This is a genomic window from Streptomyces bottropensis ATCC 25435, assembly GCF_000383595.1.
Lineage (GTDB): Bacteria > Actinomycetota > Actinomycetes > Streptomycetales > Streptomycetaceae > Streptomyces > Streptomyces bottropensis.
In genome coordinates this window covers 6,119,385-6,144,121 of the sequence record NZ_KB911581.1, presented here as the reverse complement: position 1 = coordinate 6,144,121, position 24,737 = coordinate 6,119,385, and the positions used below count along the sequence as shown (strand labels likewise).

General features: G+C 72.0%; 23 protein-coding genes. 13 read left to right on the top strand and 10 right to left on the bottom strand.

Annotated features, from left to right (window positions below):
- Positions 1 to 43: 43 nt before the first annotated feature.
- Positions 44 to 2,146, top strand: a complete 2,103-nt coding sequence (locus STRBO_RS0127440; RefSeq protein WP_005484377.1) for a SpoIIE family protein phosphatase — start codon at positions 44 to 46, stop codon at positions 2,144 to 2,146.
- Positions 2,147 to 2,406: 260 nt separating this feature from the next.
- Positions 2,407 to 3,276, top strand: a complete 870-nt coding sequence (locus STRBO_RS0127435; protein ID WP_005484375.1) for an Fpg/Nei family DNA glycosylase — start codon at positions 2,407 to 2,409, stop codon at positions 3,274 to 3,276.
- Between the two features lie 119 nt (positions 3,277 to 3,395).
- Here STRBO_RS0127435 and STRBO_RS0127430 read toward each other — a convergent pair whose 3' ends face one another.
- From STRBO_RS0127430 to STRBO_RS0127420, 3 genes are all read right to left on the bottom strand, one after another.
- Positions 3,396 to 4,055, bottom strand: a complete 660-nt coding sequence (locus STRBO_RS0127430) for a hypothetical protein (RefSeq protein WP_005484374.1) — start codon at positions 4,053 to 4,055, stop codon at positions 3,396 to 3,398.
- Between the two features lie 237 nt (positions 4,056 to 4,292).
- Positions 4,293 to 4,808 carry a hypothetical protein gene (locus STRBO_RS0127425; protein ID WP_005484373.1) on the bottom strand — a complete coding sequence of 172 codons (516 nt, stop codon included), beginning with the start codon at positions 4,806 to 4,808 and terminating at the stop codon, positions 4,293 to 4,295.
- A gap of 156 nt (positions 4,809 to 4,964) precedes the next feature.
- A complete protein-coding gene (locus STRBO_RS0127420) occupies positions 4,965 to 5,510 on the bottom strand; it encodes a sigma-70 family RNA polymerase sigma factor (protein ID WP_020115161.1) in 546 nt (181 codons plus the stop codon).
- 219 nt (positions 5,511 to 5,729) lie between these two features.
- Between STRBO_RS0127420 and STRBO_RS0127415 the strand changes: the two genes are divergently transcribed.
- Positions 5,730 to 6,887 (top strand): CapA family protein, encoded by a 1,158-nt coding sequence (locus tag STRBO_RS0127415; protein WP_005484371.1) that lies wholly within the window; start codon positions 5,730 to 5,732, stop codon positions 6,885 to 6,887.
- 85 nt (positions 6,888 to 6,972) lie between these two features.
- Here STRBO_RS0127415 and STRBO_RS0127410 read toward each other — a convergent pair whose 3' ends face one another.
- Positions 6,973 to 7,434, bottom strand: coding sequence for a universal stress protein (locus tag STRBO_RS0127410; RefSeq protein WP_005484370.1), 462 nt, complete (start codon positions 7,432 to 7,434; stop codon positions 6,973 to 6,975).
- A gap of 146 nt (positions 7,435 to 7,580) precedes the next feature.
- Here STRBO_RS0127410 and STRBO_RS0127405 point away from each other — a divergent pair, with 146 nt between their 5' ends.
- A complete protein-coding gene (locus STRBO_RS0127405) occupies positions 7,581 to 8,438 on the top strand; it encodes a polysaccharide deacetylase family protein (protein ID WP_005484366.1) in 858 nt (285 codons plus the stop codon).
- 40 nt (positions 8,439 to 8,478) lie between these two features.
- On the opposite strand, the gene STRBO_RS0127400 is transcribed toward STRBO_RS0127405, so the two are convergent.
- Positions 8,479 to 9,150 carry a class F sortase gene (locus STRBO_RS0127400; RefSeq protein ID WP_005484365.1) on the bottom strand — a complete coding sequence of 224 codons (672 nt, stop codon included), beginning with the start codon at positions 9,148 to 9,150 and terminating at the stop codon, positions 8,479 to 8,481.
- A 342-nt stretch (positions 9,151 to 9,492) separates the two neighbouring features.
- Here STRBO_RS0127400 and STRBO_RS0127395 point away from each other — a divergent pair, with 342 nt between their 5' ends.
- Complete coding sequence (locus STRBO_RS0127395; RefSeq protein WP_005484364.1) at positions 9,493 to 9,984, top strand: hypothetical protein; 492 nt, start codon at positions 9,493 to 9,495, stop codon at positions 9,982 to 9,984.
- Positions 9,985 to 10,147: 163 nt separating this feature from the next.
- Here the strand turns inward: STRBO_RS0127395 and STRBO_RS0127390 are convergent, their stop codons facing one another.
- The 3 genes from STRBO_RS0127390 to STRBO_RS43540 all read right to left on the bottom strand — a co-directional run bounded on the left by STRBO_RS0127390 (position 10,148) and on the right by STRBO_RS43540 (position 12,296).
- On the bottom strand, positions 10,148 to 10,669 hold the full coding sequence (locus STRBO_RS0127390; protein ID WP_005484363.1) for a hypothetical protein: 522 nt from the start codon (positions 10,667 to 10,669) through the stop codon (positions 10,148 to 10,150).
- 225 nt (positions 10,670 to 10,894) lie between these two features.
- Positions 10,895 to 11,659 (bottom strand): bestrophin-like domain, encoded by a 765-nt coding sequence (locus STRBO_RS0127385; protein ID WP_005484362.1) that lies wholly within the window; start codon positions 11,657 to 11,659, stop codon positions 10,895 to 10,897.
- A gap of 16 nt (positions 11,660 to 11,675) precedes the next feature.
- Positions 11,676 to 12,296 (bottom strand): hypothetical protein, encoded by a 621-nt coding sequence (locus STRBO_RS43540; RefSeq protein WP_245170626.1) that lies wholly within the window; start codon positions 12,294 to 12,296, stop codon positions 11,676 to 11,678.
- A gap of 274 nt (positions 12,297 to 12,570) precedes the next feature.
- On the opposite strand from STRBO_RS43540, the gene STRBO_RS0127375 reads away from it, so the two are divergent.
- The 3 genes from STRBO_RS0127375 to STRBO_RS0127365 all read left to right on the top strand — a co-directional run bounded on the left by STRBO_RS0127375 (position 12,571) and on the right by STRBO_RS0127365 (position 16,910).
- Positions 12,571 to 13,578 carry an SCO0930 family lipoprotein gene (locus STRBO_RS0127375; protein ID WP_005484359.1) on the top strand — a complete coding sequence of 336 codons (1,008 nt, stop codon included), beginning with the start codon at positions 12,571 to 12,573 and terminating at the stop codon, positions 13,576 to 13,578.
- 378 nt (positions 13,579 to 13,956) lie between these two features.
- The gene (locus STRBO_RS0127370; RefSeq protein ID WP_005484357.1) at positions 13,957 to 14,769 is read left to right on the top strand and encodes an SAM-dependent methyltransferase; all 813 of its coding nucleotides are present in this window, start codon (positions 13,957 to 13,959) and stop codon (positions 14,767 to 14,769) included.
- A complete protein-coding gene (locus tag STRBO_RS0127365) occupies positions 14,766 to 16,910 on the top strand; it encodes a putative bifunctional diguanylate cyclase/phosphodiesterase (protein WP_005484356.1) in 2,145 nt (714 codons plus the stop codon). Before STRBO_RS0127370 ends, STRBO_RS0127365 begins: the two co-directional genes overlap by 4 nt.
- Before the next feature lie 158 nt (positions 16,911 to 17,068).
- Here the strand turns inward: STRBO_RS0127365 and STRBO_RS0127360 are convergent, their stop codons facing one another.
- The gene (locus tag STRBO_RS0127360) at positions 17,069 to 17,953 is read right to left on the bottom strand and encodes a LysR family transcriptional regulator (protein WP_005484355.1); all 885 of its coding nucleotides are present in this window, start codon (positions 17,951 to 17,953) and stop codon (positions 17,069 to 17,071) included.
- Between the two features lie 237 nt (positions 17,954 to 18,190).
- Here STRBO_RS0127360 and STRBO_RS0127355 point away from each other — a divergent pair, with 237 nt between their 5' ends.
- From STRBO_RS0127355 to STRBO_RS0127335, 5 genes are all read left to right on the top strand, one after another.
- Positions 18,191 to 18,817, top strand: a complete 627-nt coding sequence (locus tag STRBO_RS0127355; protein ID WP_051085373.1) for a succinate dehydrogenase — start codon at positions 18,191 to 18,193, stop codon at positions 18,815 to 18,817.
- A 2-nt stretch (positions 18,818 to 18,819) separates the two neighbouring features.
- Positions 18,820 to 20,778 carry a fumarate reductase/succinate dehydrogenase flavoprotein subunit gene (locus STRBO_RS0127350; protein ID WP_005484353.1) on the top strand — a complete coding sequence of 653 codons (1,959 nt, stop codon included), beginning with the start codon at positions 18,820 to 18,822 and terminating at the stop codon, positions 20,776 to 20,778.
- A complete protein-coding gene (locus STRBO_RS0127345) occupies positions 20,775 to 21,524 on the top strand; it encodes a succinate dehydrogenase/fumarate reductase iron-sulfur subunit (RefSeq protein ID WP_005484352.1) in 750 nt (249 codons plus the stop codon). Before STRBO_RS0127350 ends, STRBO_RS0127345 begins: the two co-directional genes overlap by 4 nt.
- A gap of 417 nt (positions 21,525 to 21,941) precedes the next feature.
- Positions 21,942 to 22,712, top strand: coding sequence for a GNAT family N-acetyltransferase (locus STRBO_RS0127340; protein ID WP_005484351.1), 771 nt, complete (start codon positions 21,942 to 21,944; stop codon positions 22,710 to 22,712).
- A 4-nt stretch (positions 22,713 to 22,716) separates the two neighbouring features.
- Positions 22,717 to 23,622, top strand: coding sequence for a lysophospholipid acyltransferase family protein (locus tag STRBO_RS0127335; RefSeq protein ID WP_202500371.1), 906 nt, complete (start codon positions 22,717 to 22,719; stop codon positions 23,620 to 23,622).
- On the opposite strand, the gene STRBO_RS0127330 is transcribed toward STRBO_RS0127335, so the two are convergent.
- Entirely contained in the window at positions 23,597 to 24,649 is a 1,053-nt protein-coding gene (locus STRBO_RS0127330) for an LLM class flavin-dependent oxidoreductase (protein ID WP_005484348.1), read from the bottom strand. The genes STRBO_RS0127335 and STRBO_RS0127330 overlap by 26 nt on opposite strands.
- Positions 24,650 to 24,737: the final 88 nt, after the last annotated feature.

The window sequence follows — 24,737 nt, the reverse complement described above, 5'->3', positions numbered from 1 at the left end:
CCCTCCACTCGAATAATCGGGTGAATGCTGTCAAAGTGGCCCCATGGTTGATCGGGGAGCGAGCGCTTCTGACGTCCCGGACGACTGGCTCGCCCACCCGGACCCGGTCCTGGCGCTCAACCTCATGGGCACCTTCGACTGGGACCTCGACGCCGGTGCGTTCCACATGGACGCCACCGCCCACGAGATCTTCGACGTGCGCCCGGACGAATACGACGGCAACCCCGAGACCCTGTCGCTGCGGGTGCCCCCGATGGAGGGCCGCAGACTCGACACCCTCGTCTCCCAGGCGCTCAAGGACGGCAGCGAGAACTACGGCGCCTACTTCCGCCTCCGGCTGCGCGACGGCACCATGCGCTGGACCCACACCCAGGGCTACATCCGGCGCGACGCGACGGGCCGGCCGTACCGGGTCATCGGCATCGTCCGCGACGCCACCCGGGAACTGCGCGAGATCCGCTCCCGCACCGAGCGGGCCGCGCACGACGAGGCCCGCCGCAGACAGCCCAACGTCGTCCAGATCATCACCGCCGCCCTGGCCCACGCCCGGACCGTCCAGGACGTGATCGACGTCCTGGAGGACACCGACGGCCTCACCCACCTGGGCGCGACCAGCCTGGTCATGGGCCTGGTGGAGGCCGGACGGATCCGGATGGTCGCGGCCGGCCCCCAGGACAGCTACGTGCCCGGCACCCGCGTCACCCGCCTGGACGTGAAGTACCCGATGAACGAGGTCGTACGGCAGCTCGTACCGCACTTCATCGAGTCGCCGGAGGAGTTCGCCGAGTCGTATCCGTTGCTGTGGCCGCACATCACCGACCTCAAGATCACCTCCGCCGCCTATCTGCCGCTGATCGTGCAGGCCCGCCCCATCGGCGCGATGGGGCTGCTCTACAACGACCGGCGGGGCTTCAGCTCAGAGGAGCGCGACGTCCTCATCGCGCTCGGCAGCAGCATCGCCCAGAGCCTGCAGCGGGCCATGTTCTACGAGCAGGAGAAGGATCTCGCCGAGGGCCTCCAGCAGGCCATGCTGCCCCGGTCCATCCCCAGCGTCCCGGGCGCCGACATCGCCGTCCGCTACCGGGCCGCGTCCTTCGGCGGCTCCTTCGGCCGGGACATCGGCGGCGACTGGTACGACCTCATCCCGCTGCCCGGCGGGCGGGTCGGCGCGGTCATCGGCGACGTCCAGGGCCACGACACGCACGCGGCGGCCGTCATGGGCCAGCTGCGCATCGTCCTGAAGGCCTACGCCACCGAGGGCCACACCCCGGCCACCGTGATGGCCCGCGCCTCCGCCTTCCTCCACGAACTCGACACCGACCGCTTCGCCACCTGCCTGTACGCGGAGGCCGATCTGGCCACCGGAGTGGTCCAGGTGGTCCGGGCCGGGCACATCGACCCGCTGATCCGGCACACCGACGGCAGCTGTCACCGGGTGACCGTGGACGGAGGGCTGCCGCTCGGGCTGTCCGCCGAGTTCGGGGGCCTGGAGTACCCGGTGACCGCCGTCGAGCTGGACCCCGGCCAGACGCTCCTGCTGTGCACCGACGGTCTCATCGAGGAACCGGGCGCCGACCTCGACGAGGGCATGCGGACGCTACGGGCGCTGATCGCCACCGGGCCCGACGACGTCGACGATCTCGCCGACCGGCTCATCGACGTGGCGGAGGAGCGGGGCGGTGACGACGACGTGGCCCTGCTCCTGCTGCGCCGCCGCAGCCGCAGCGCCGAGCAGCCCGGCGGGCGGCTCCAGCAGCACGTGGGGCCGGGCGATCCGGAGGCGCTCACGGAGGCGCGGCACATGATCGGCGCGGCCGTCCGTACGTGGGGGGCGCGGGAGCGGGCCGACGAGATCGAGCTCGTCGCCGACGAGCTGATCACCAACGCGCTCATGCACACGGAAGGGGCCGCGATCGTGACGCTGCGGGCGCTGGTGGGGTCGGACCGGCGGTTGCGGGTGGAGGTGGAGGACTCCTCCAGCGCGTTGCCGCGGCGGCGGGAGGCGGGGGAGGCGGGAGTGTCGGGGCGGGGGTTGATGCTCGTGGACCGGCTGACGGATGTGTGGGGGGTGGAGGCCCGGGGTGGGGGGAAGTGCGTGTGGTGCGAGTTTCTGCTGCCGGGTGGAGGTGCGGGTGGGGGTGCCTAGGGGGGTGGTGGGTTGCGGTGCGTCGGCGGGCGCGGGTCCCGTAAGGGCTGGTCGCGCAGTTCCCCGCGCCCCTGAAAAGCAGGGGCCGCGCCCCGTGCTGTCCCCTCGCGTCCCCGTCGCCTACAAGGCCGGCGGGGCTGTGGCTTCTCAGGCCCGCCAGGGTCTGGGTTTCAGGGGTGCGGGGACCGCGCGAGCAGGCCCACCCGGCCCGCACCATGCACCCCGCAGCACCCCGTCGCGCCCCGTGGCACCCTTGACGTATGCCTGAACTGCCCGAAGTCGAAGCGCTCCGGGACTTCCTGGTGGGGAGCCTCGTCGGTCATCGGGTCCGGCGCGTGCTCCCCGTGGCGATCAGCGTGCTGAAGACGTACGACCCCCCGGTCACCGCGTTCGAGGGGCGCGAGGTCACCGGCGTACGGCGCTACGGGAAGTTCCTCGGCGTCGAGGCGGACGGGGGAGAGCTGCACCTCGTGACCCATCTGGCGCGCGCGGGGTGGCTGCAGTGGAAGGACCGGCTGCCGGACGCCCCGCCGCGGCCGGGCGGCAAGAGTCCGCTGGCGCTGCGGGTCGCCCTGGAGAGCGGCGAGGGTTTCGACCTCACCGAGGCCGGCACCCAGAAGCGGCTGGCGGTGTACGTCGTACGGGACCCGGCGCAGGTCCCGGGCGTCGCACGGCTCGGTCCGGATCCCCTCGCCGACGAGTTCGACGTGACCCGGTTCGCCGGGCTGCTCGCGGGCGAGCGGCGGCAGATCAAGGGCGCGCTGCGCGACCAGAGCCTGATCGCGGGGATCGGGAACGCGTACAGCGACGAGATCCTGCACGCCGCGAGAATGTCGCCCTTCAAGCTGGCCTCGTCCCTGAGGCCGGAGGAGACCCGGCATCTCTACGAGGCGCTGCGCACCACGCTCACCGAGGCCGTGGAGCGCTCCCGGGGGCTGGCGGCCGGGCGGCTGAAGGCGGAGAAGAAGAGCGGGCTGCGCGTGCACGGCCGGGCCGGTGAGCCCTGCCCGGTGTGCGGTGACACCGTCCGGGAGGTCTCGTTCAGCGACTCCTCGCTGCAGTACTGCCCGACGTGTCAGACGGGCGGCAAACCGCTCGCCGACCGACGGCTGTCACGGTTGCTCAAGTAGGGCGTCGGCGCGGCCCGGATGTCACCGGACGTCCTTCGGATCCGAGGCCGACCATGATCCGCAACCATTGAAGGTACGGACCAATTCCGCGCGGGTTCGCAGGCGGTTCGACGGGCCGGTCAGCGCCAGGCGGGGGCCTTGAGGGTCACCAGAAGTTCCCCCTCCTGGCTGCGCACCTCGAAGTGGCTGATGTCCTCGCGCCGCATGGCGGTGCCCCCCATCATCTCGGAGGCCTTGTCGGCGCCCTCGGGGGACTTCCAGTTGGCGGCCGTCTCCTCGGAGCCGTCCTTGCCGATCACGACGAGCCGGCAGGCGTGGGCGCCGTCGGCCTCCTTGACCTTCAGCTCGATGTCGCTGCCCCAGAGCCGCTCCTCGGCCTTGACCTCGGCCCATACGCCCGTCTTGGTGTCGGTGGCGGCGACGGTGTCCGGAGCATCGCCCGGACCTGCGAGAACGGCCACGGCGGGGCCGCCCACGGCGATGACCACGGAGGCCGCCAGCGCGAACAGCCAGCGCCTGCGCCTGGCCCGGTGCCGGGTGGCCACCTCGTCGAGCAGCCGTCCGAGCATCCGAGGGCCGGGGGCCGCGAAGGGGTGCACGGAGCGCGGTGTGGCGTTGCGGTAGAGCATCAGCTGCCGGGCAGCCGGACGGAACTCGGTGACCTGTAGCGCGCACTGGGGGCAGTCGCGGACATGGTCCTCGAAGTGGAACGAATCCACCTCGTCCAGCACGCCCAGCGCGTACGCGCCGACGTCGTGATGACGATCCTGGGACCACATGGCGATTCCTCGGGCCGGTGTGCGGTGGGGGTTGCTTCCTGCCCCCACCGGTACGGACCAGACCGGCGAATCATTCAAGCCCTCGGCCAATGCCAACCAAAAGATTCGGAGCCCTCCGCCGCGCGGATTGGTCCGAGAACGAAAAACTTGGTCCCCCCGGGCCGCGACATCCGGATGGCCGCCGCCCGAACGTGGGGTGTCGGCGCCGGAAGAGGTCCTAGAAGACCGGAAGAGGTCCTAGAAGAGGTGGATGGCCAGGTGCCCCAGCGGCAGACCGAGCCGCCAGGCCGGCGTCCAGACCTTCGGGCCGTCGTCCTCGCCGAGGACCGCACCGCCCCCCGGCACCGCGTCCAGGTCGGGTGCGAGCAGCTCCGTCTCCTCCAGCCAGCGCCACGCGGCGGCGGCCAGCTCCAGGTCAGGTGACGGGCCGCCCGACTCCAGCGCCTCGGCGGTGAAGTCGGCCATGCGTTCGCACACCCAGTCCTGCCACGGCTGGTCGTACGCCGTCAGCGACAGCCAGGTCTCCAGCTGGGTGACGACCCGGATGCCGGACAGCTCACCGCCCGCGTCCGAGAGGAAGACGGTCAGCGCCAGGGCGTCCCGCCCCGCTCGGAACTCGAAGGACGTCGGCGGCATCAGGTCGCCCGTCCGCAGCAGCTCCTCCGCGATGTACTCGGCGTAGAACCACGCCATCGGGACGGCCAGTTCGCCTCCGCCGGCGCCGTCCGTGCTCTCCTGCCCTTTGTGCAGCATCCCTTCCCTGCCTTCCTCCGGTGCGTGCGCGTCGCCCGACCCCGGGCCCGGAGAACGGGCCCGAGCCCCCATCCGGAACACGGATAGAAGACAGCTGATTGCTCAACCGGGGTATTCGGCAAGGCGCTTTACGGAGGTTTGACTCGGCCATGGGTTTCACCGCAGGTCGGCCGCGTATCCGGGAAGCACCCGGCGCAGGGCGCGCAGCGCGTAGTACGCGCGAGACTTCACCGTACCGGGCGGGATTCCGAGGGCCTCGGCGGCTTCCGCCACACTCGCACCCTGGAAGTACACCTGCACCAGTACTTCGCGGTGCTCGGGAGTGAGTGTCTTCACAGCTTCCCGTACATCGAGGGTCGCCACCGACCGTTCGGCGTGATCCGCCATCACACGCGCGTTCTCCAGCACCGCGTCCCCCACCTCGGCGGGGCGCGCCTGCCGGGCCCGCCGCGCGTCTATGGCGAGCCGCCGCCCGACGGTGAGCAGCCAGGGGCGTACGGAGTCGAAGTCGTCGGCGCGCAGCGCCTCGGGGTGTTGCCAGGCGCGCACGAAGGTCTCCTGGACCAGGTCCTCGGCGCGATGGCGGTCTCCGTCGGAGAGCCGCAGCAGCAGGGCGAAGAGGGGGCGGCCGTGTTCGCGCTGGAGCTCGGCCAGCTCGTGTTCGGCGGTCGTCCCGTAGGTGATCGTGGTTCCGGCCGTCATGGCCGTATGGGAACGCGGGGCGCCGCGGGAGGACAGGGGCCGGTCACGGGTGTGCGGCGGGCGGTCGAACCTGTCGGCGAACGGTGCGACGAACGGTATGCCGCCGAACGGGTCCTGCGTGCGCGCTTGCTCCGGTGTGCCTACTTGACGGATGTGTACCGCTGTATATGGATTCGTGATGACTAGTCAGTAAATACGACAAGACTGAGGTGCTTATCCATGCCCGCACACCGCGGTCCCGTCGGCGTCTCGCTCACCGTCCTCCTCCTCGCCACGACCGCCGCCTGCCAGTACCCGGGCTCGTCCCCCCGGCCCGGACCCTCGGCCCCCGCCGGGGACGGCCGCGGCTTCACCCTCGTCGCCTCCGGTGACGTCCTTCCGCACATGTCGATCATCGAGCGGGCCCGGACGGACGCGGGTGGCGACGGCTACGACTTCGCGCCGATGCTCGCGGGCGTGAAACCCGTGGTGTCCGAGGCCGATCTGGCGATCTGTCATATGGAGACCGTCTACGGGGCGGACGGGAACTACAGCGGCTACCCGGTGTTCAAGTCACCTCCCGAGGTGGCGGCGGGCCTCGCGGCCACGGGGTACGACGCGTGCTCCACCGCCTCCAACCACTCACTGGACGACGGCGCACGCGGTATCCAGCGCACGCTGGACGCGCTCGATCGCGCCGGCGTGCGGCACGCGGGATCGGCGCGTACGGCCGAGGAGGCGCGGCGTCCGACCCTGATGCGCGCCGGGGGCGCTCAGGTGGCGCACCTGGCGTACACGTACGGGACGAACGACATTCCGCTGCCCGTGGACCGGCCCTGGGCGGTGAACCTGATCGACCGGGAGCGGATCCTGACGGACGCGCGGGCCGCCCGGCGGGCGGGCGCCGACGTCGTGGTGGTGTCGCTGCACTGGGGGACGGAGTGGCAGGACGCGCCCGACGCCCAGCAGGTGACCCTGGCGGAGGAACTCACGCGCGCGGCCACCGGCGGCCGGCCCGTCGTCGACCTGATCCTCGGCACGCACGCGCACGTCCCACAGGCCTACGAGAAGGTCAACGGGACCTGGGTCGTCTACGGGATGGGCGACCAGGTCGCGGGGGCGATGAAGAACCACTCCGGCGCCTTCGACCCGCGCGGCAACCAGGGCACCCTCGCCCGCTTCACCTTCGCCCCGCCCGCGCGAGACGGTGACCGCTGGGCGGTGACGAGGGCCGAGTTCGTGCCCCAGTGGTTCGACACCGGCCGGGGACGGGTCGTCGACCTCGACTCCGCGATCGCGGCCGGGGCGGGGGCCGACGTCGCCGCCGTACGCGACCGCATCCGGGACGTCGTCCTCAGCCGGGGCGCGGCGCAGGACGGGCTGGTCACGGGGAACTAGGGGAACACCTGGCCGCTCGGGCCCCGAGCCCTGGGTCCCGCCGTACCTCCGGCCCCGCCGTACCTCTGTTCTGGCCCCGCCGTACCTACGGCACCACCGTCACCGGCCAGCGGCCCGCCTTCACCAGGCGCAGGGCCACCGAGCCGACGATGCGGTGGCCGGCCCGCTGGGAGGCGCCCACCACGACCGCGTCCGCCTTGAGCTGCTCCGCCGCCGTCACCAGGCCGTTGTACGGGTCGCCGCGGAAGGTGTGGAACTCCCAGCGCACCTCGAAGATGCCCTTCACCTGCTCCGCCGCCTCCCGGATCTCGGCGACGAGGTGCGCGGCGATCTCGTCGGTCGTCCCGGCCACCGGCACCCCGAGCGCCGCACCGGCCGCCAGGAGGGGCTGGACGTACACGATCGCGAGCAGCGCGTGCTGGCGGCGGGCGAGGCCGGCGGCGTAGGCCACGGCCCGCAGCGAGGTGTCGGAGCCGTCCAGTCCGACGAGGACGACCTTGGGTCCGTCGGTACCCCGTTCGAACCGGTGTGCTTGCTGATCGGTCACGGTCGCGAGGCTATCGGAGCACCCGGGCCCCGGCGTGCGCCGGGCGTGCGTCGAGGGCGCGGACGATTACTCCCTTCGGGTGCTTCCGTGCCGCCGCACCGGTGTCGCGGTGGTGCGGCGTCCCCGCCTTGGTCGACTGATGAGTCATGACGAAGGATCAGATGTTCACGCGTCGTCACCTGTTGACGGGCGGAGCCGCCCTGCTGGGCGCGGCCGCCACGGCGGGCACCGCCGCTCTGCTCATCGACGACGGGGCCTCCGGCCCGGCACCGGCCGACGTCTCCGCCCCGGCGACGGGTCCGGGGGGCCGTCCGGCGCTCAAGCCCTCCTCCTACCGTCTCGGACCCATCGCGGGGTACGGGCCGCCACCCCGGCGCCGCACCCTCGTCCGGCCCTCCGTCCGGCACGAGCCGTTCCTGCGGGTGGACGGCCGCGGCCGCACCATGGTGCTGACCTTCGACGACGGCCCCGACCCCCGCTACACCCCGGACATCCTGCGCATCCTGCGCGACCACGACGTCCGGGCGATGTTCTTCGTGTGCGGCGAGATGGCGGTCCGGTACAAGGACCTGCTGCGGGAGATGGCCGACGACGGTCACGCGGTCGGCAACCACACCTGGTCCCATCCGCTGCTGACCACCCTCTCCCGGTCCCGGATCCACGCGGAGATGGCCCGCACCAGCGAGATCATCGAGAAGGCCTACGGCGAACCGCCACTGTGGTTCCGCGCCCCCTACGGCGCCTGGAACCGGGCCGCGTTCCGGTTCGGCGCCGAACTCGGCATGGAGCCGCTGGCCTGGACCGTGGACACCTTCGACTGGCGGACCCCCGGCGCGCACACCATCGCCCGGCGTGTGGAGGACGGGGCCGCCCCCGGTGTCGTCGTGCTCTCCCACGACGCGGGCGGCGACCGCTCGCAGAGCGTCAGGGCCCTGCGCGACTATCTGCCCGAACTGCTGGATTCCGGCTATCGCATCACCGTGCCCCAGCGGAAATACGTCTAGCGCATTCCGGTGGATTCCCGCCCGCCCGGCAGGGGCACGGTCAGCGCACCTCGACCAGGCGGGCGAACACGACGACGTTCCCGTCGTAGCCGTTCTGCTTGGAGAAACCACCGCCGCAGGTGATCACCCGCAATTCGGGAATTCCGCTGTTCCCGTAGACCCGGTCGCCCGGGAAATCGTTCTTCGCGAACACCTCGATGCCGTAGATCTCGAACACGGCGGTCTTCCTGTCCGCGCGCAGGATCTCGATCTTGGCGCCCTTCTTCAGCGCCCCGAGGCCGTAGAACACGGCGGGGCCCTGGTTGTTGTCGACATGGCCGACGACGACGGACGTGCCCTTCTCGCCGGGGGAGACCGCGCCGGTGAACCACCCCGCGAGGTTCGGATCGCGGGCCGGCGGCGCGTCCACCCAGCCCTGCGCGTCCAGCCCGACGGGCATGGCCGGCGCGTCGACCCGGATCGAGGGGATCCGCACCCGGTCGACCATCGCGTACGGCAGCGGGTCGGGGACATCGGTGAAGGTGCCGTGCGGGGTGCGGCGACTGTCCGCGGCCGCCGCCGACGCGGGCTGCGGCGGCCCCACGTCGAACTCGCCCGAGCCGTTGCGGATCAGGGCGAGACCGGTCAGGAGGACAAGCGCTATTACGCCCCAGGGAGCACGCTTCTTCCGCGGCTCCTCCCATTCGGCCTCGGCCGGTCCGGACGAAGACATATCCCATCCCCTCTCGACCCGGCCGTCGCCGTGTCCCTCGCGCATACGGAAAAGCTAAGCCTGCCGCACGGCGAAGGCGACGGGGCAGGTGCGAACGGGTGGCGGGGCGGGGAGTTCTCCGCCATCCGGGTCCGTCACCCGGAGGAATTTTCTGACGGTCCGTGACCTGCGGCGATATCGAATCGCGCGGAGATATCCCGGCGTGTCCTCCGCCCGCTGCTCACCAGGACGGACCAGCGCCGAAATGCGGGCCCGGGCACGGCATCTGAGGGTCTTTCTGGGAGACGTTTTCTCGCCGATCGACCGGGGACGGGACCCGGGGCGTCTTCCGCGGAGGATCACATGCGTACTACTCGTGTCCTGGCGGCCTCGGCCGCCGCGGTCGCCCTGGTCGGCGTCGCCGCGCCGACGGCCACCGCCTGGGACCAGCCGAGCGCGGTCACGGCCACCCCCAACGTCATCGCCCGCGGCGGACAGCTCGTCCTCACCGTCAGCGGCGGCGACGCGTGCGCGATCGCCGGCAGCACCATCGGCTCCAACGCCTTCCCCACCACCAACCTCAGGTCCATGGGCGGTCCGACCGCCACGGCCACGGTGCGGGTCAACGCCGACGCCAGTCCCGGCTCGTACAGCGTCACCACCAACTGCGAGGGCAAGCGCAAGACGTTCACCGGCGTCTTCACCGTCATCGGCGGGGTCCGCGGCGGCCTCGGCGGCAGCAGCTCCACCGGGGCCACGTCGACCGACATCGCGATCGGCGGCGGGCTCGTGACCGCCGCGGTCGTCGGCGGCGGGGTCTTCTGGATGCGCCGGCGGGCGGAGAACAAGGCCTGAGTCCGGGAACGGATCCGAACCCCGGAACAGGATCCGCGTCCGCACCCGGGATCCGGCCCACCCCTTCGGAGCACGGATCGCACGCCGTACAGTCCTTCGCCCCGGAAGCCCGTGAGGGTCTCCGGGGCGAAGGGCTGTACGGCGGTGCCGCGCGGGGCGCCGGTCAGGAGTGGCCGCCGCCGTCCTCGGGGCGACGGCGCGCCCGGTGCCAGGCCACGCCCAGCGCCCCGGCGACGAGCGCCGCGCCGAGGCCGATCTCATGCGGGTCGAAGCCGGCCACGGTGCCGCCGGCCCCGGCATGGGAGCCGCGGGTGGGGTGGTGGGTCGGGTGATGCGTCGGGTGGCCGGAGACGATGGTGAGGTCCGTCCGGCCGCTCTCGTCGCCGCACTGGAACGACACCTCGTACACCGTGCCCGGTCTGGCGTCCCGGTCGACGGTCGCCGTGGCCGAGGACTGGCCCCGGGGGATGACGACGGAGTCGAAGACGCCCGAGGAGACGGTCGTCCTGCGATGGCAGCCGTCGACACGCAGGAGCACCTGCCCGCCGGGGGCGACCGTCGAGGGCACGACACCGAAGCCGAACGACGTGATGTCGCCGGCCCGTGCCGCGTGCGCGGCGGGAGCGGTGAGGGAGAGGGCGGCCACGCCCAGCAGAGCGGCCGAAGCGACGCGTATCGCGCGCATGATGAGCCTCCGGGTCCCCGAGGAGCCTGCCGCGGACCGTTTCCGCCTGCGTCTGAATGCACCTCGATGACCGAAACGCTAGGAAGGCGCGCCCGGTGGCGCGATCGCAGTAGCGCGAATGGGGCACGCGTGTGCTCCGCACAGGGGACCGGCACGCCCGCGGCCGGGGGGCGTGCGCCGCGCGGCACACGCCCCCCCGGCCGCCGGACCGGGCTCGACGTGCCGTCACCCGCCCGCGTTCGGGAACAGGCTCAGGAACGGATCGGCCGTGGCCGACAACCCTCGGCTGTAGGGCGCGTCGAAGTCCCAGACGAGGAACAGCAGGAACGCGATGAGGGCGGAGAACAGTCCGGCCAGGATCAGTTCGCGCGGCGTACGCCGGATCTGCAGGGCGAAGACCATGCCGACCGTCACCACGGCGCCGATGATCAGGCCGAACCACACCACGCCGGGCATGGTCTCGCCGGTGGAGTCGGCGCGGCTGCCGCGCGCGGCGTCGGCCGCGGCCACCTGGTCGAGCAGCGGCTGATACGTCTGCGCCTCGAAGTCGCTGCGCGGCTCGTAGTCGGTGACGTCGTGGCGGACGGTCTCGAACAGCTCGGTGCCGCGCTCGGTCACCTCGCCCTTCTCCGCCATGACCTTCCACTCGGTGGACACGACATGGCCGACGTACGCGTCGATGTCGCCGCGGATGCGGTCGCGCACGTCCTGCGGATACACCCGTACCCGCTCACTGATCTCGTGCAGGGCCTGCGCCTCCGCCTGGACCTGGTCCTGGGCGGCGCTGCGGGCCTCCCACACACCGGCGATGGCCAGGCCCAGCACGATGGCGTACACCACGCCGATCATCATGGTGATGTACTCGATGACGTCCGGGGTCTCGGACGGGTCCTCGTCCGCCGGTGCGGCGTGATGCCGTACTACGGCCACGATGAGGACGACCAGACAGGCCGCCCCCATCGCGAGGGTGAGAACAAGCCATTCCGACAAGAGGTTCCTCCAGGGATCAGCGCGGACGCAGTGCGGCGGCGGCGAACACCGCGGGCACGGTGACGAGCAGGGCGAGCGAGACGAGGGACGGACCGGAGCGCTTGGCCGCGGAGTGGGTCGGGGCCCGGTACGGCGGATAGCTCACCGGGGTCGGCGACACCTCGGGGCGGACGCTGGGCGCGGGGTCCGGCCGCGCCTTCCTCGGCACGGGAGTCGGGGTGGGGGCGGGCCGGGGCGCCTCGGTGACGGGCGGCGGGGGAGGCGGTGGCGCGGGCCTCGGGGGCGGGGTGGGCTTCGGCTTCGAGGCGGGCGGGGGGTCCGGAGCGGGGTCCGGGGTGGGCGTCGGCGTCGGCGGTCTCGGCCGCGGCGGAGGTGTCGGGGTCGGCTCCGGCGGGCACGACGGGGTCGGCGGCGGCGGCGGAGGGGGCGTGGGCGTGGGCGACGGGGGCGGCTCGCAGGAGTCGGTGCCTCCGATCGCCACGGCGACCGCGCCGGAGCTGTCCGGGCCGACGGTGGCGTACGCGCAGGCGTCGGCGACCGCCGTGCCGCTCGGTGCTCCGCCGAGGAGCCAGGTCAGTGCGAGCAGGGCCGACAGCCGTAGGGCGAGAGCGGATCGGGTCCGCTGGGGTCCTTGCACGTCGCAGATCATCCGGGCTCGCGCGCCCGCGTACGCGGGAGCCCGGGCGGATTGCTCCGGATGGGGGAAGAACGGGCCCCGAAGGTTTGAGTACGGATGCCCGACGCTGACCCTTCGTTCGACCTCCTCGCGGGCCGATGGAGGGCACCGCGCCACAGACTCCGGAAAGAAAATCCGGCCGCATTGAACACTTCGGCCACTCCCGCCCGTACCTAGGACCAGCAAGCGGCGCAATAGGGCGCTGCAACACCCACCGGATACACGGGGAGTTGGAATGAAGACCTCCTGGCGGAGCGCCTCACTCGTAGCGACAGCTGCGGCTGTACTGGTGCTGACGACGGCGTGCGGTCAGGAACAGGGGTCGACGTCCTCGCAGAACGTGGGCGCCGCTTCCTCCCCGACGCTCGGTGCCGGCACCATAGCGGGCACCGGTACCGGTACGGCCGGTGTCGGCGCGGCCGGTTCCGGTACCTCGGACCAGGCCCAGTCCACCACGGCGGCCGCCGCCGGCCAGCTGACGGTGTGGAACAGCGACGAGTACGGCAAGGTCCTCACCGACAGCGCCGGACGCACCCTGTACCGCTTCGACAAGGACTCGTTCGAGCCGCCGAAGACGACCTGTGAGGGCGAGTGCGCCACCACCTGGCCGCCGGTTCCCGCCTCGGGCGCCACCGCCGCCGAGGGCGTCGACAAGGCCCTGCTCGGTGAGGTCAGCCGTCCCGACGGCACCAAGCAGCTGACGGTCGGCGGCTGGCCGATGTACTACTTCGCCAAGGACACCAAGGCCGGCGACATCAAGGGCCAGGGCGTCAAGGGCACCTGGTTCGCCTCGGCGCCCAACGGCAAGAAGGCCTCCACCAAGGGCGGCGGCACCGGCGGCGGCACGGGCGGCACCGGCGGCGGCGGTGGCGAGGCGGTCGAGCAGGCCGGCCTGACCACCCGCAACGACGCCAAGCTGGGCGAGATCGTCGTCGACAAGAACGGCATGACGGTCTACCGGTTCATGAAGGACACCCAGTGGCCGATGTCCACCAAGTGCACCGGCGCCTGCCTCGACAAGTGGCCCGTCGTCGCCCCGGTCGACAAGAACGACACCAAGGGCATCCTGCTGAAGGGCTACACGGTCTTCGACCGTCCTGACGGCTTCAAGCAGCAGACCATCAACTGCATCCCGCTCTACACCTTCGCCAACGACAAGTCGCCCGGCGACACCAACGGCCAGGGTGTCGGCGGTACCTGGTTCGCCATCAACGGCGACGGAGAGCCGATCGGCGCGCAGTAAGGACACCTTCCCCAGGGGTGGACCGCCTCGCCATTCACATCACCGCACGCGGAAGGGAGTGGACGAGAAGAGAGTGCCGGACGCACCACATCAGCGCGGCCGATCAGGTCCGCCCCCTCCGCACCGCACGGAGGGGGCGGACCGCTTCGTATGCCCGGACGCGCCCGAACCGGGCCGTCCGGGCCCGCTGTTCTCCGGCAGGCGCAACCTCCACGGACGAACGGGCATGGCAGGGGCGGTGGTTGGGCAGGTGGCATCGGCGGCGACGTTGAACGGACGGTCAATTTCCGTTTTTACTCGCCCCTTCGGCGGGCGATCAGTAGCCTCAGCTCGAACACCGGATCGCCCACACCACCCCCGAAGCGCTGGAGTACACAGATGGAGCGTCCCGCCTGGGCGCCGCGGAACATCGACATCTCGATGCCGTCCGTGGCACGCATCTACGACTACTACCTGGGTGGTTCGCACAATTTCGAGGTCGACCGGGAAGCGGCCCGCAGGGCCATGGAGCACGTGCCGGGCCTGCCCAAGATCATGCAGGCGAACCGGGCGTTCATGCGCCGCGCCGTGCGGTACGCGGCCGACGCGGGCATCACCCAGTTCCTGGACATCGGATCCGGGATCCCCACCTTCGGAAACGTGCACGAGGTCGCCCGGGAGGCCAGCCCCGGCGCACGGGTCGTCTACGTCGACCACGACCCCGTCGCCGTAGCACACAGCCAGGAGGTTCTGAAGGGGAACGACGACGTGGACGTGGTCGCGGCCGACCTCCGCAAGCCCCGGGAAATCCTCGAGAGCCCCCCTGTCCGCCGACTGATCGACCTGAACCGGCCGGTGGCGCTGCTCCTGGTTGCCATACTGCATTTCGTGGAGGACACGGACGACCCGTACGGAGCGGTGGCGGAGCTGCGCGACGCCCTCGCGCCCGGCAGCCTGATGATCGTCTCGCACGCCTGCCGTGAGGGAATCCCGTTGCCCGCGGAGCGGGCGGCAGGCGTGGTGGACGTGTACCGGAACATTCGCAATCCGCTGACCATGCGCACGTCCGACGAGGTCGCGCGGTTCTTCGAGGGGTACGACATGGTGGAACCCGGAGTGGTGCCGATGGCCGAGTGGCGGCCCGACACGGCTTCCGAGGACGAGGATCCGTACGCCTACGCGCAGTTCGCCGGCGTGGGGACCAAGGCGTGAGGGCGGAGCCGGACGGGCCGGAGGACAGACTCCGCCGGTTCGCGACCATCTGGAGCCGCGCGGTCTTCCCCGCCACCTCCACGTCGCTGACCCGGCCCGAGTTCGAGGAACGACTGCTGCCGCTCGCCCGCAGACTGAGCGAGGCACTGCGGGCGAGGACGTACGACGCCGAGGCGGGCAGGGCCGTCGGCGCCGCCCTCGTCGAGGCCCACTGCACCGAACCCGAGGCGCTCGGCCAGACCCTGGACTGCGTCGGCGCCTATCTGGTGCTCTACTGCGGTGGAGACGGCCCCCAGGAGGACCTGCGGGCCCGTGCCGGGCGGCTGCAGTCCTCGATGGCCGCCGGATTCGCCGAGGCGCTCAGGCAGCGGACGCTGGCCGAGCAGGAGGCCATCGCCCGCGCCGCGCTGGAGGCCCAGGGCGCGGTCGCCCTCGCGCTGCACGCCACCGAGGCCCGGTTCCGCGCGGTGTTCGAGGGCGCCGCCATAGGCATCGGCATCGCCGACCTCGACGGCAACATCCTCCAGGTCAACGGGGCGCTGCTGCGCATGTTCGGGCTCACCGAGCAGGCGATGCGCGGGCGCCGGGTCCCCGAGTGGAAACACACCGAGGACGCACCCCAGGTGTGGCGCCTGTACGACGAACTGGTCGGCGGCGAGCGCGAGCACTACCACACCGAAAAGGCGTTCCACCGGCCGGACGGGACGGTCCTGTGGACCAACCTGACGGTGTCCCTGCTGCGGGACGCGGACGGCCGGCCCCAGTACCAGCTGGCCCTCATGGAGGACACCACCGAGCGCCGGCTGCTCAATCTCCGCCTCCGCTACGAGGCCACGCACGACGCGCTCACCGGACTGCCCAACCGCACCCTGTTCTTCGAGCGCCTGGAGAAGGCCCTCGCGGCGGGCGACGGTCAGCGCTTCGGCCTGTGCTACCTCGACCTCGACGGCTTCAAGACCATCAACGACAGCCTCGGGCACGCGGCCGGCGACCGGCTGCTCGTCGAGGTCGCCGACCGGCTCCAGTCCTGCGCGACCGCGCCCGGTGAAATGGTCGCCCGGCTCGGCGGCGACGAGTTCGTGGCGCTGACCACCGGCACCGACACCGAGCACGAGGTCGACGAACTCGCCGACCGCATCATGAACGCGCTGGTCACCCCGGTGCGCATCGAGGGCCGGGAACTGCTGGTCCGCGGCAGTATCGGCATCGTCGAGGGTCCGGCGGGGGAGCGGGGCCCGGCGGAGGTGCTGCGCAGCGCCGACATCACGATGTACCGGGCGAAGTCGGCGGGCGGCAACCGCTACGAGGTCGCCGACGCGGAGGCCGACGCCCGCGCCATCACCCGGCACGGGCTCACGACGGCGCTGCCCGCGGCCCTGGACCGGGGCGAGTTCTTCATCGAGTACCAGCCCCTGGTCCACCTCGGCGACGGCACCGTGCGCGGCGCCGAGGCCCTGGTCCGCTGGCTGCATCCGCAGCACGGCGTCCTCGGCCCCGACCGCTTCATCCCGCTCGCCGAACGCACCGGCCTGATCGTGCCGCTCGGCCGCTGGGTCCTGGAGCAGTCGGTCCGTCAGGCCCGCGCATGGCAGGAACGCGACGGCGGGAGCGGGGCGACCGAACCGCTGCGCGTCAACGTCAACCTCTCCCCCTGCCAGCTGACCCACCCCGGGCTGGTCCAGGACACGGTGGACATCCTGGAGCGCGCCGGACTCGAACCGGACGCCCTCTGCCTGGAGGTCACCGAGTCCGCCCTGATCGGCGCCGACGACGACCTGCTCAAGCCGCTGCGCAGGCTCTCCGAGATGGGCGTCGACATCGCCCTCGACGACTTCGGCACCGGCTACTCCAACCTCGCCAACCTCCGCCGGCTGCCGGTCCGTGTCCTGAAGCTGGACCGGTCCTTCACCCAGAGCATGCAGCGTTTCCCGGCCGACCCCGTCGACCTGAAGATCGTCGAGGGGATCGTCTCCCTGGCCCACAGCCTCGATCTGGCGGTCACGGTCGAGGGTGTGGAGACGGGGGCCCAGGCCGAGCAGCTGCGGATCCTCGGCTGCGACACGGCCCAGGGCTGGTACTACGCCCGCCCGGGGCCGCCGGAGCGGCTCCACGAACTGGCACTGGTGGACGCGACGGGGTAGGAGAGGTTCCTTCCCAGCCGCCGACGCGTGCAGCGCGCCCCTCCGGGGGCGCGGGGAACCGCGCGATCAACCACGACGAGCCCGCAGACCGCAGACCGCAGCCCGTAGACCCCAACGGCGCTTCCCACCGACGGCGCGAACGGGAAACCAGCGAACCCTCACCGCTCGACCAACATCCGCTGCAACTCCCGCGCGGCCCGAGGCGGAGCCACATCGCTGCGGTGAGCCAGCGCGATGGTCCGGTGCAGACCGGGGCGGGCCAAGGGGGTGACCCGTAGGCCCCGCCCCGAGCGCGTCGCGACCATCCGCGGGACCACGGCCACACCCAGCCCCGCCCGGACGAACCCCAGGACCGCGTCCATCTCACCCCCCTCCACCGCGAAATCCGGCTCGAACCCCGCGGAGCGACACGCGGCGACGGTGAGTTCCCGCAGGTCGTAGCCGTGGCGGAACATGACCAGACGCTCGCCCTCCAGGTCCGACACACGGACGGTACGGCGACCGTCGCCGGGCCTCGGCGCGTCCGGCGAGGAGACCACGACCAGGTCCTCCCGTAGCAGCTCCACCGTGGTCAGGGCCGGAGAGGGCGTGGGGAGCGGCAGGACCACCAGGGCCAGGTCCAGGGCGCCGCGCGCGAGCTGGCGGACCAGGTCGTGGGAGCCGCCCTCCTCGATCAGCAGCCGGATGCCGGGGTAGCGGTCGTGGAAGGCGCGCAGCACGTCGGGCAGCAGCCCCGTGCACAGGCTCGGGGTCGCGCCGAGCCGGACCCGCCCCCGGCGCAGCTGGACCAGCTCCTGCACCTCGTGCCGGGCGGTGTCGGTGTCGGCGAGGATGCGCCGGGCCAGCGGCAGCAGCGCCTCACCGGCGTCCGTCAGTGTGATGTTGCCTCGCGCCCGCCGGAAGAGGTCCGCGCCCAACTCCCGCTCCAGCGCCTTGATCTGCTGCGAGAGCGAGGGCTGCGCCACATGGACCAGCTCGGCGGCCCGGGTGAAATGCCGGGTCTCGGCCACCGCGACGAAGTACTGGAGCTGCTGGAACTGCATCCCTCCACGATACGGGACGATAGTCTCCGGCTATCGAATCGAGCTGTTCCATGTCTTGGACCGATGGGGCCTTGCCGCTCTAGCGTCGTGGGCATGGCTCTGGCAACGCGGACGGAACGGGCGAAAGGTCCGGGACCGGCGGAACGTGCGAAACGGACGGGACGGCCGGGACGGCCGGGACGGAAACCGTCCCGGGTGCGCTCGGTGTGGGACAGCTCCCTCGGCAGGAAGACGGTGATGGCCGTCAGCGGACTGATCATGCTGGCGTACCTGGTCGTCCACATGCTCGGCAACCTCAAGATCTTCTTCGGCTCGGACGAGTTCAACGGCTACGCCCACTGGCTGCGCACCCTCGGTGAGCCCTTCCTGCACCACGAGTGGGCCCTGTGGATCGTCCGCGTGGTCCTCGTCGCCGCGGTCGTCGCCCACGCCACCGCCGCCTACCAGCTCAGCCGCCGAGACCTCCGGGCCCGGCCGGACAAGTACGTCCACAAGAAGCGCCGGGCGAGCTACGCCACCCGCACCATGCGCTGGGGCGGCGTCATCCTCGGCCTGTTCATCGTCTGGCACATCCTCGACCTGACGACCGGCACCGTCCACCCGGGCGGCTTCCAGGCCGGACACCCGTACCAGAACGTGATCGACACCTTCTCCACCTGGTACGGCAACACCGTCTACCTCGTCGCGATGCTCGCGCTCGGCCTGCACGTCCGGCACGGCTTCTGGAGCGCCGCCCAGAGCCTTGGCGTCGGCAGCCGCACCCGCGACCGCGCCCTGAAGGCCACCGCGAACGTCCTCGCCCTGGTACTGACCCTGGGCTTCGTCTCCGTACCCCTCGCCGTCATGACCGGAGTGGTGAGCTGACCATGACCACGTCCTCCGCATTCACGGACTACACCACCGGTGAACCGGTCGTCGACGGCAAGGCCCCCGACGGCCCGGTCGCCGAGCGCTGGGACAGGCGCCGTTTCGAGGCCAGGCTGGTCAATCCCGCCAACCGCCGCAAGCACACGGTGATCGTCGTCGGCACGGGGCTCGCGGGCGGTTCGGCGGGTGCCACGCTCGCCGAACAGGGCTACCACGTGGTCCAGTTCTGCTACCAGGACTCCCCGCGCCGCGCCCACTCGATCGCCGCCCAGGGCGGCATCAACGCCGCGAAGAACTACCGCAACGACGGCGACTCCGTCCACCGGCTGTTCTACGACACCGTCAAGGGCGGCGACTTCCGGGCGCGGGAGTCGAACGTCCACCGGCTCGCGCAGATCTCGGTGGAGATCATCGACCAGTGCGTGGCGCAGGGCGTGCCGTTCGCCCGGGAGTACGGCGGTCTGCTCGACACCCGCTCCTTCGGCGGCGTCCAGGTGTCGCGGACGTTCTACGCCCGGGGACAGACGGGGCAGCAACTGCTCCTGGGCGCCTATCAGGCCCTCAGCAGGCAGATCGCGGCCGGCAACGTGGAGATGCACCCGCGCACGGAGATGCTCGACCTGATCGTGGTCGACGGGCGGGCGCGCGGGATCGTGGCGCGGGACCTGATCACGGGGAAGATCGACACGTACTTCGCGGACGCCGTGGTGCTGGCGAGCGGTGGGTACGGCAACGTCTTCTATCTCTCGACCAACGCCATGAACTCGAACACGACGGCCGTGTGGCGGGCCCACCGGCGGGGCGCGCTGTTCGCGAACCCCTGCTTCACCCAGATCCATCCCACGTGCATCCCGCGCACGGGTGACCACCAGTCCAAGCTGACGCTGATGAGCGAGTCGCTGCGCAACGACGGCCGGATCTGGGTGCCGAAGGCGAAGGGCGACCAGCGCCCGGCGAACCGGATCCCCGAGGACGAGCGCGACTACTACCTGGAGCGGATCTACCCCTCCTTCGGCAACCTCGTCCCGCGGGACATCGCCTCCCGCGCCGCGAAGAACGTCTGCGACGAGGGCCGGGGGGTCGGACCCGGCGGGCAGGGCGTCTACCTGGACTTCGCCGACGCCATCGCGCGCATGGGACGGGAGGCCGTCGAGGCCAGGTACGGCAACCTCTTCGACATGTACCAGCGGATCACCGACGAGGATCCGTACGAGGTGCCGATGCGCATCTACCCGGCCGTGCACTACACGATGGGCGGGCTGTGGGTGGACTACGACCTCCAGACCACCGTCCCCGGCCTGTTCGCGATCGGCGAGGCCAACTTCTCCGACCACGGGGCCAACCGGCTCGGCGCGTCCGCGCTGATGCAGGGCCTCGCCGACGGGTACTTCGTGCTGCCGGCCACCATCAACGACTACCTCGCCCGGCATCCGAAGCAGGGCGAGATCGGCCGCGAACACCCCGTCGTGCAGGAGGTCCTGGCCGAGACCGAGGACCGGCTGAATCTGCTGCTCGCCGTCGACGGCGACCGTACGCCCGACTCCTTCCACCGCGAACTCGGCGAGCTGATGTGGGAGTTCTGCGGCATGGCCCGCACCGACAGCGGGCTGCGGAAAGCGCTGGAGCGGATTCCGCGGATCCGGGAGGAGTTCTGGCGGCGGATCAAGGTGCCGGGGACGGGCGAGGAGTTCAACCAGTCCCTGGAGAAGGCCAACCGGATCGTCGACCACCTCGAACTCGCCGAGCTGATGTGCCTCGACGCGCTGCACCGCGCCGAGTCCTGCGGCGGTCACTTCCGCGAGGAGTCCCAGACGGCCGACGGCGAGGCGGAGCGCCGGGACGAGGAGTTCTCGTACGCCGCCGCCTGGGAGTTCACGGGGACCGGCACGGCTCCCGTCCTGCACAAGGAAGACCTCGTCTTCGAGTACGTCCACCCCACCCAGCGGAGCTACGCATGAAGCTCACCCTGCGCGTATGGCGGCAGCGGGCCGCCGACGCCGACGGCGCCATGTCCACGTACGAGGTGGACGGCATCTCGCCCGACATGTCCTTCCTGGAGATGCTCGACACGCTCAACGAGGACCTCATCCTGCGCGGTGACGACCCGGTGGCCTTCGACCACGACTGCCGTGAGGGCATCTGCGGGGCGTGCTCGCTGGTCATCAACGGGGACGCGCACGGACCGGAGCGGACCACGACCTGCCAGCTGCACATGCGGTCCTTCGCGGACGGCGACACGATCGACGTGGAACCCTGGCGGGCGTCGGCCTTCCCGGTGATCAAGGACCTGGTGGTGGACCGGACGGCGTTCGACCGGATCATCCAGGCCGGCGGATACATCACCGCGCCGACCGGCGCCGCGCCGGAGGCACACGCCACGGCCGTCCCGAAACCGGACGCCGACCTCGCGTTCGAGCACGCGGAGTGCATCGGCTGCGGGGCCTGCGTGGCCGCGTGTCCGAACGGGGCGGCGATGCTGTTCACCTCCGCCAAGATCAACCATCTGAACGTGCTGCCGCAGGGGGCGCCCGAGCGGGAGACGCGGGTGCTGGACATGGTGGAGCGCATGGACGAGGAGGGATTCGGCGGGTGCACGCTGGCGGGCGAGTGTGCGACCGTCTGCCCCAAGGGGATCCCGCTGATGTCCATCACCAGCATGAACAAGGAATGGCTGCGGGCCACGCGGAAGGGCGGGAGGCGGTAGCCCCGTGCGGGGCCGGTCGAACGGGTACGGGCCGGAGCGGGCCCGGCCGCTCGCCCCCCGCGCCCCTGTAGGGGCACAGGACGTTCGCCGAGAGGTGCGAACGGGCGGGGCCGGGTGTGGTGCTCGATCCCGGCCCCGCCAAGGTTTCTCCGGTCGGCACCGCGCCGATCAAGCGCGTAACGACTCGTTCGGGAGCGTCGCCGGTCCTCGCCGTGCGCCGGCCACCGTCGCGACACCCGCCGGTCGACGGAGTCCGACACACCGGCCACCTGGTCCGAGCCGTTCAACCTCCCCACATCCGGGCTCTCGCGACCGGTCACGCCGGTGTCAGCCGACGGCGGCAGAACTAGGGCGGCGGGCCGCACGTCCCCAGGTCCGCCCTGACGCCGCCGAGTCGGCCCGTGACCAGGAGATGCCATGACCGCCTCCACCCTCGACAGCCCGCCCCAGTCGACGGCCCCCACCCGCTACACCGTCACCCTGGCCCGCGGCGAGGAGGACGTCCGTGCCGCCCAGCGGCTGCGGCACGACGTGTTCGCCGGGGAGATGGGTGCCCTGCTGGCCGGTCCGCGGCCGGGGCTGGACGCCGATTCCTTCGACGCCTACTGCGACCACCTGCTCGTCCGGGACACACTCACCGGCGAGGTCGTCGGCACCTACCGGCTGCTGCCGCCCGAGCGGGCCGCGGTCGCCGGGCGGCTGTACTCGGAGAGCGAGTTCGACCTCGGCGCGCTCGACGCGCTCCGCCCCTCGCTGGTCGAGGTCGGCCGGTCCTGCGTGCACCCCGACCACCGCGACGGCACGGTGATCGGCCTGATCTGGGCCGGGATCGCCCGCTACATGGTCCAGGGCGGCCACGAGTGGCTGGCCGGCTGCTGCTCCATCCCGCTCGCCGACGGCGGCGCCCTCGCCACGGGCACCTGGGACCGGGTCCGGGGCAGGAACCTGGCGCCGGAGGAGTTCCGGGTACGTCCGCTGCTGCCCTGGGTGCCGAAGGAGGGGGCGGCGCAGGGCCGTACCGAGCTGCCGCCGCTGCTGCGCGGCTATCTGCGGCTCGGCGCCTGGGTGTGCGGCGAGCCCGCGCACGACCCGGACTTCGGGGTCGCGGACCTGTACGTGCTGCTGTCGATGCGCCGGGTCGACGCCCGGTACCTGCGCCACTTCCTCTCCCTCGTCCCGGCGGCGTGAACCGATGAGCGTGTGGCTGCCCAGCGCGCCCTGCAGCCCTCGGGCGTGCGTGGCGGCGTCCGGGCCGGCCGTCGCCGTCCCCCGGGCCGCCGCCCGGTTCGCGGCGGTCGTGGCCCTGGTCGCGGTCGGAGTCCTGGTGAGTGTCGTCGGCCTGCGACTGCCCGCGGGCGTCGTGCGGCGCTGGTGCCGGTGGGTCGTACGGGCCTCGGGGGTGCGGGTACGGATCGCCGGCTCCGCCCCACCCGCCGGCGGACTGCTGCTCGTCGCCAACCACGTCTCCTGGCTGGACGTACCGTTGCTCGGAGCGGTGCGTCCGGCGCGGATGCTGGCCAAGGCCGACATCCGGTCGTGGCCGGTGGCGGGCGCGCTCGTCGCGCGGAGCGGCGTGCTGTTCATCGAGCGGGACCGGATCCGCGCCCTGCCGGAGACGGTCGCCCGTATCGCCGGCGCCCTGCGGGGCGGTGCGGCCGTCGTGGCCTTCCCGGAGGGGACCACCTGGTGCGGCCGGGCGCAGGGCCGCTTCCGGCGGGCCGTGTTCCAGGCCGCGCTCGACGCCGGCGTCCCCGTGCAGCCGGTGCGCGTCCGCTACCGCTTCACCGGGGGCGGGGCGAGCACCGCGCCCGCGTACGTCGGGGACGACTCGCTGCTCACGTCGGTGTGGCGAGTGGTGTCGGCGCGTGAAGTCGTCGCCGAGGTGGACGTGCGGCCTGTGATCGCCCCGGCCGGTCCCCTCGACCGGCGAGCCCTGGCGCAGGCCGCGCGGACGGCGGTGGTCGACGGGGCGGCGATGGTCGGGCACACGCCGCAGGAGCGCGGCGGCTGCCGGGGAGCCGGGCCGGGTCCCGCGACCGGGGACCCGCTGAAGCCGCTGCGGAGAGGTGGGGTCAGCCTTCGGTCGGGGGGCCGCTGAGGCCCGCGATCCGGGCCAGCCTGCGGTAGGAGTCGAACAGGGCCTCGCGGTCGTACGTGCTCGTCGTGACCAGGACCTCCTGGGCGCCCGTCTCCTTGATCACCGACTCCAGTTCGTGCGCGACCTGCTCCTCGGTGCCGTACACCTGGCCGGTCAGACCGGACTCGTACAGGCCACGCTCCCTGGCCGTCATCGTCCGCCGTTCGACCTCCTCCGCCGGGGACAGCGGCGGGAACGTGCCGTGGGTGCGGGAGTACGCCATGGCCCAGGCCTCCGGGAGGAGGACGCGGTGCGCGTTCTGCGGGGTGTCGGCGACGGCGATCGTGCCGGAGACGACGACGTACGGCTCCTCGGCCCACGCGGACGGGCGGAACCCGGCGCGGTAGCGGTCGATGCCGCGCCGCATCCTGTCGCGGTCGCGGAGGTCGCCGATCACCATCGGCAGGCCGGACCGCGCGGCGATCTCGGCACCCTCGCCCATGGCGAGGACGAACGGGGGTACGGCCAGGCCCTCCGGCGGGCGCGCGTGCACCCCGGTCGGGGAGGTGCCCACGAACCAGCCGAGCAGTTCGTCGAGCTGCTCGGCGAAGTCCGCGGTGTCTGCGGCGTCCTTGTCCCGGCCCAGCGCCCTGCGTACGCCGTCCGTGAAGCCGACGGAACGGCCGAGCCCCATGTCGATCCGCCCCGGGAACAGCGACTCCAGCACGCCGAACTGCTCGGCCACGACCAGCGGGCGGTGGTTGGGCAGCATCACCCCGCCGGTGCCCACCCGGATGGTGTGCGTGGCCGCGGCGACGGCCGCGGCCAGGACGGTGGGGGCCGAACCCGCCACCCCGGGCACGCCGTGGTGCTCCGACACCCAGAAGCGGTGGAAACCGAGGTGCTCCGCGTGCCGGGCCAGGCGCACCGTGTCCCGCAGGGCCTCGGGGGCGCTGTGGCCCTCGCGGGTGCGGGAGCGGTCGAGGACGGAGAAGCGGGTGGCGGAGAGTACGGGGTTCGCGGGGGTCACGGGGGTCTCGGCGGTCACATCGGGTTCAACGTTGTGGGGGTGGAGGGATTCCCTGGCGTCGCGGGCCGCGGCCCGCGGGTTCGTCGTGCACGCTCGCGCAGTGCCC